Source organism: Kitasatospora sp. NPDC056327, assembly GCF_042261735.1.
Taxonomy (GTDB): Bacteria; Actinomycetota; Actinomycetes; order Streptomycetales; family Streptomycetaceae; genus Kitasatospora.
This window is the reverse complement of sequence record NZ_JBHJRC010000428.1, coordinates 1-5,173: the sequence shown is the minus strand read 5'-3', so window position 1 is coordinate 5,173 and position 5,173 is coordinate 1. Positions and strand designations below refer to the sequence as shown.

Sequence of the window (5,173 nt, the reverse complement as noted above, 5' to 3'; positions counted from 1 at the left end):
TCCCTCCCACCGCCCGCCCGGCCGCCCCGGCGGGCTCAGCCGATCTGGCGCCAGTTGATCCACGAGCCGTTGTCGTTGCGGGTGATCTCGTACAGGTGGCCGTCGGCCCAGCGGGCGCGGAAGTCCAGGCTGTGGCCGTCGGCGTACAGCTCGATCTCGCTCGCGAGGTTCCCTCCGAACGAGACCCACTCGCTGAGGACGCCCGACGGGCTGATCCACCGCGCCCACATGGCGTTGTCGGTCCCGATCGCGAAGACGTGGTCGACGCCGTTGATGGTGTGGTAGAGGGGGTCGCCCAGGGCGCCGCCGCACTTGACCGGGCCGCCGGCCACGTCGAGGGACCTCACCTCGATCTTGGTGCTGCTGCAGTGGACGCGGGGGAACTTGGCGGGGACGGGCGGCCAGGCCGCCTGGGCCGCCGTCGCGGTGGCGACCGCGCCGCCCAGGGTCGCGCTCAGGAGCGCCACCGCGACGGCGGCGGTCTTCTTGATCCTCATCATCCGTGTCTCCCAGTGGTGGTGGTCGCGCGTTACTGACCAGCCGACGCGGTGTCGTCGCCGCCCGGTTCGGGCCGGGCCGCCGGGCCGCCCCGAACGTGCCCCATCGGGCACGGCGGCGGGCCCCGGGGCGACCGGCCCGGCCGGAAGGGGAGTTGATAGCTTGATCGCCATGACGGAGCCGACAGCGCTGGCAGCACTGGTCCTGACCCCCGGCGAACGGGCCCGCGGCGCCCGCGTCGACGACGTGGTCCTCGCGGTGGACTGGACCGGCGAGGAGGAGCCCGGCCGGCTGGCGGCGTTCGCCGCCGCCCGGGTGCGGGCCTTCGGGACGGAGCCGACCGGTGTCGACACCGACGCCGTCCGGGCCGCGGCCGAGGCGGATCCGGCGCTCGCCCGCGGCGACCTCCCGGTCCGCCAACTCGACCACCTCGCCGCCGTGCTGGCGGAGCTCGGCTTCGCCCTCCTCCTGGTCGACAGCGGCACCGACACCTACGAGCTCCTGGTCGCACCCGCCGACGGCGACGAGCCGCCCGCCGGCCTGACCCACGAGGACTGCCCGGTCCGCCCCTGGTGCTCCGACTCCGGCACGGCCCTGATCAGCCTGACCTGCCCGGGCTGCTCCTCCATGCCGGTCTGGGAGCTCCCCCCGGGCGAGACCCTCGCCGGCGAGGGCTGCGACTGCGGCACGCCCCTGTTCGACGCCGCCGGCCGGGCCCTGCCCGGCGTCGCCCTCCACGACTGAGCCCTCCACGACTGAGCCCTCCACGACTGAACCGTCCGCGGCCCGGGCACCGCACGGAAAACCGTTTGCCGGGCCTCCCCGACCGCTGCTAGCTTTCCGGAGGCCGTGCGAGAGAACGAGGAGGTGGTACCCGTGAACGCAGTATCGACATGGGTGCTCCCCTCCGGGGTCACGGTCGGGCGGTAGGTCGTCCGGGAGCGCCGTTCCACGTGCACTCCCGAAAGGCACGACCATGCAGTTCACTTCCGAACACCGCCTCGACGACGGCGTCCTCGAACGCGAGTTCCTCCTCGACGGGATCCCCGGCACCCTGTGGACGCCGGAGGCCGGCCCCGCGCCGGCTCCGCTCGTCCTGATGGCCCACAACAACGGCCTGCCCAAGCGGGACGCCCGGCTGGTGGCCCGCGCCCGGCACACCGCGGCGCACGGCTACACGGTGGCCACCATCGATGCCGCCGGCTGCGGCGACCGGCCCCGTTCCGCCGCCGCGGAGGAGGCCCGCGCCGGGCTCCGCCGGGCGATGCAGGCGGGCGAACCGGTCGACGACCTCTTCGAGTCCCTCGTCGGCCCGATGGTCGAGGAGGCCGCGCCGGACTGGCGGACCGCCCTGGACGCCCTCCTCGCCCTGCCCGGCCTCGACGGCCCCGTCGGCTACTCGGGCTGGACCGCCCTCGGCATCCGCCTGGCGGTGACCGATCCGCGCATCGCGGCCCTCGGCCTCTTCGCCGGGGGCTACGTGCCCCGCGCCCAGCGCGAGGAGGCCCGCCGGGTCACCGTCCCGCTGCTGCTCCTGCTCCAGTGGGACGACGAGGGCAACCCCCGGCAGCGGGCCCTGGACCTCTTCGACGCCTTCGGCAGCAGGGAGAAGACCCTGCACGCCAACCCGGGCGGCCACCTGGGCACCCCACTGTTCGAACTGGAGGACGGTGAGCGCTTCTACGACCGCCACCTGAAGTAGCCGGCGCCGCGCGGGGGCGCCCGGCTGCGGCCGCCCGTCCCCGCGCAGTCCGGCCGACCCCCGCCGACCGATCACCGATCACCGATCACCGATCACCCGTCAACGACCTTTCCCGGGAGCCGGATTGCCCCTGCGGGCAGAGCTGCCCGCAAGATACCTAAATCATCGACATATTCAAATGGTTGACCTATGGTCGCCGCATGTCCCATTCACCGCTTCAGGAGCCGACCCGGCTCGTGCTCACCGCCCTGGCCGACGCGCCACGGCACGGCTACGCGATCCTCCAGGAGGTCCTGGCGATCACCGGAGGCCGGACGAAGATGCTCACGGGCACCCTCTACACGGCGCTGGACCGCCTGCTCCAGCAAGGGCTCATCCGGATCCACCACGAGGAGGTGGTGAGCGGACGGCTGCGGCGCAGCTTCGCCCTGACCGAGCAGGGCCGGAGCATCCTGGCCGAGGAGGCGTCGCGGCTGCGCGCCGACGCGACCGAGGCCGAGCGCCGCCTCACCCTCGGCGGTCCCCGCCCGGCGACGCCCCGCACCGCCACGCCCCGCACCGCCGCACCCCGGACGAACGTGAGGACGGCATGACCGACGCGTACCCACCCGCCTCCGCGCTGGTGCGCCGGCTCCCCCTGCGCGGCCTCTACCCGGCCGCCTACCGCGCCGCGCACGGCGAGGAGATCACCGCCGTCTTCGCGGAGTCCGTCCGGCACGCCGACCGCCGCACCACCCTGCGCGAGTGGTCAGCACTGGCCGCGCACGCGCTGCGGCTGCGCACCCGGCTCAGCTCACGCGATCCCGGGGGCAGGCTGCTCGCCGGCGCCGCGCCGTTCCTGCTGGCCGGCGGCGCGGCACTGAACGCGGTCCACCTGTTGACCGCCTCCCTCACCCACGGCCCCCGGGCGGGCTCGGCCCCGTTGGTGCTGGCCGTCGTGCGGAGCGTCCCCTGGCTCCTCGCGCTGCTGTGCGCCGCCTTCGGCCGCTGGAGGCCGGCCCGTGCCCTCGTCGCCGGCGGCGTCCTGACCGGCTTCCTGGGCGCCGCCGTGGCGCAACGCCTCCCTCCGGCCGACGTGTTCGCCCCCTCGACCGGCCTGCTCTGGCTCTGGGCCTGCGCGGGCGCGCTGGTGCTGGTGGCGCCGCCCGACGCCGTCGACCTCTCCCCGCGGAACCGCGCACGGACCGTGGCCGCCGCGATCGCCGCCGCCCTCCCGATGAGCGGCATCGCCACCCTTGTGATCGGCACCTGGCCCGACGACTACACCAACATCGCCTTCACGCCGTTGCAGAACACCGCGCTCGACGTCTCCGCCGCCTGGCCCGCCTTCGTCATGGCCTTCGCCCTCCTGCTGCGCCTGGGTGACCCCGCGACCGACCCCCTCCAGGCCTACGGCGTCACCCTGGCCGTCCTCCCCTGGAGCATCGTGACGGCCCCACCGCTCTACCTCCACCTCCCGGCCGGGCCGCCCCACCTGCTGCTCGACGGCGCCGTCGCCCTCGGCCTGCTGGCCACCGCCGCCGCCACCGGCCTCCTGTGCCGCCGACTGCGGCGCACACGAGAGGCCGGTTCGCTCCCGCCCACGGCCGGCAGCGAGCGGTAACGAGCCGCCCGCCGACACCCCCCATCACGGGACGACACCCTCGGCTGCACAGGAAGTCAGACGGGACGACTTCCTGTGCAGCCCCCGGCGGGCCGACGTCCCGCCCCGAACGCGGATCCCGACCGGCGACGCCCCGCTTCGTACCCACCCCGCGGCGCGAAAGATCTGACCTTTTAGCCCGGCCGGGGGTGGCACCACCCGACCTCCGCGGGGCTGCGCCCTCCGGCATGGATGATCTTGGCCGACGCCCCGCCCGGAGCGGACCTCCCGCGCCGGGCGCCGTCCCCAGATCACGGAGGATCCATGCGACACCACGTCTCCCGCTCCCGCGGGCGGGCAATCGCCGCCGGACTCGCGCTCACCGCGGCCGCACTCTTCCCCTCGGGCTCCGCCGACGCGGCCGACCAGTACGAGTGGGCCGCGCTGGGCGACTCGTACACGGCCGGCGTGTTCGTCGGGGAGCCGCAGCCCGCACTGGGAGACGTGTCACGGGACGGCTGCGACCGCACCGCCAACGCCTACCCCGACCTCGTCGACCGGGAGCTCGCCGAGTTCCCGCCGGGCAAGCCCGTCCGGCTGACCAACGCCGGCTGCGGCGGCGCCACCATCGCCGACATCGCCAAGAACAAGCAGACGCCGATCAGCCCGGTCGATCCCCCCTCGGGCGGCTGGGCCGCGGTGGACCCGCAGACGCAGCGGGCCAAGCTGGGCGACGGGACCGACATCGTCACCGTCGGAGTCGGCGGCAACAGCCTGCCGTTCGGCGGCATCCTCCTGAAGTGTCTCGAACTCGGCCACGGCGGGAAGTCCTGTCGCGACCACTACACCAATCCCCCGGAGGGGGAGGAGAGCATCCAGGACAGGCTCGCCCGGGTCCAGGACGAGTACATCGAGATGCTGGCCCTGGTGCACCAGGCCGCGCCCAACGCCAAGGTGATCACGGTCGGTTACCCGGCCGTGCTGCCGGAGGAGGGCAGCGCCTGCAACCGCGGCGACCTCACCCAGCTCGGTTCGATCGCCCCTGCGGACGTCGACTGGCTCCGTGACGGCGTCCTCAAGCAGCTGAACACCACGATCCAGCGGGTCACGGAGTTCTTCGGGGACCGCTACGTCGACGTCCACTCCTCCAGCGTGGGCCACGACGTCTGTCAGCCCGCGGAGACCAAGTGGGTCGAGGGCCTCTGCGGCAACGCGGAGGCCTACTGGCCGGGCGCCCTGCTGAACTGCGCGGCCATCGACAGGCGCAGCACCCTGGTCCACCCCAACGCCGCCGGGCACGAGAACACCGCCGCCCACGTCGAGCGGGCCATCCGCATCGCCCTCCTGGAACGCTGACCGACCCGGCCGGGCCCACCCGCATCCGGCGGGCC

At 74.3% G+C, this 5,173-nt stretch carries 6 protein-coding genes; 5 read left to right on the top strand and 1 reads right to left on the bottom strand.

What is annotated here, in order from left to right; genetic code table 11:
• Positions 1-35: 35 nt before the first annotated feature.
• Positions 36-500 (bottom strand): hypothetical protein, encoded by a 465-nt coding sequence (locus ACFCX4_RS34550; RefSeq protein WP_376151153.1) that lies wholly within the window; start codon positions 498-500, stop codon positions 36-38.
• A gap of 169 nt (positions 501-669) precedes the next feature.
• On the opposite strand from ACFCX4_RS34550, the gene ACFCX4_RS34545 reads away from it, so the two are divergent.
• The 5 genes from ACFCX4_RS34545 (at position 670) to ACFCX4_RS34525 (ending at position 5,138) form a co-directional block, all read left to right on the top strand.
• The gene (locus tag ACFCX4_RS34545) at positions 670-1,242 is read left to right on the top strand and encodes a hypothetical protein (RefSeq protein ID WP_376151151.1); all 573 of its coding nucleotides are present in this window, start codon (positions 670-672) and stop codon (positions 1,240-1,242) included.
• A gap of 232 nt (positions 1,243-1,474) precedes the next feature.
• Positions 1,475-2,200 (top strand): dienelactone hydrolase family protein, encoded by a 726-nt coding sequence (locus ACFCX4_RS34540; RefSeq protein ID WP_376151149.1) that lies wholly within the window; start codon positions 1,475-1,477, stop codon positions 2,198-2,200.
• 200 nt (positions 2,201-2,400) lie between these two features.
• Positions 2,401-2,793: a PadR family transcriptional regulator gene (locus ACFCX4_RS34535; protein ID WP_376151147.1), complete on the top strand. Its 393-nt coding sequence runs from the start codon at positions 2,401-2,403 to the stop codon at positions 2,791-2,793.
• Entirely contained in the window at positions 2,790-3,803 is a 1,014-nt protein-coding gene (locus ACFCX4_RS34530) for a hypothetical protein (protein ID WP_376151145.1), read from the top strand. The genes ACFCX4_RS34535 and ACFCX4_RS34530 overlap by 4 nt, the downstream gene beginning before the upstream one ends.
• 303 nt (positions 3,804-4,106) lie before the next feature.
• Positions 4,107-5,138, top strand: a complete 1,032-nt coding sequence (locus tag ACFCX4_RS34525) for an SGNH/GDSL hydrolase family protein (protein WP_376151143.1) — start codon at positions 4,107-4,109, stop codon at positions 5,136-5,138.
• Positions 5,139-5,173 lie beyond the last annotated feature (35 nt).

Excerpts from the sequence above, each read along its gene's own strand:
- ACFCX4_RS34530 (WP_376151145.1), top strand. The coding sequence starts at position 2,790 with ATGACCGACGCGTACCCACCCGCCTCCGCGCTGGTGCGCCGGCTCCCC.
- ACFCX4_RS34525 (WP_376151143.1), top strand. The coding sequence starts at position 4,107 with ATGCGACACCACGTCTCCCGCTCCCGCGGGCGGGCAATCGCCGCCGGA.
- ACFCX4_RS34545 (WP_376151151.1), top strand. The coding sequence starts at position 670 with ATGACGGAGCCGACAGCGCTGGCAGCACTGGTCCTGACCCCCGGCGAA.
- ACFCX4_RS34550 (WP_376151153.1), bottom strand. The coding sequence starts at position 500 with ATGATGAGGATCAAGAAGACCGCCGCCGTCGCGGTGGCGCTCCTGAGC.
- ACFCX4_RS34535 (WP_376151147.1), top strand. The coding sequence starts at position 2,401 with ATGTCCCATTCACCGCTTCAGGAGCCGACCCGGCTCGTGCTCACCGCC.
- ACFCX4_RS34540 (WP_376151149.1), top strand. The coding sequence starts at position 1,475 with ATGCAGTTCACTTCCGAACACCGCCTCGACGACGGCGTCCTCGAACGC.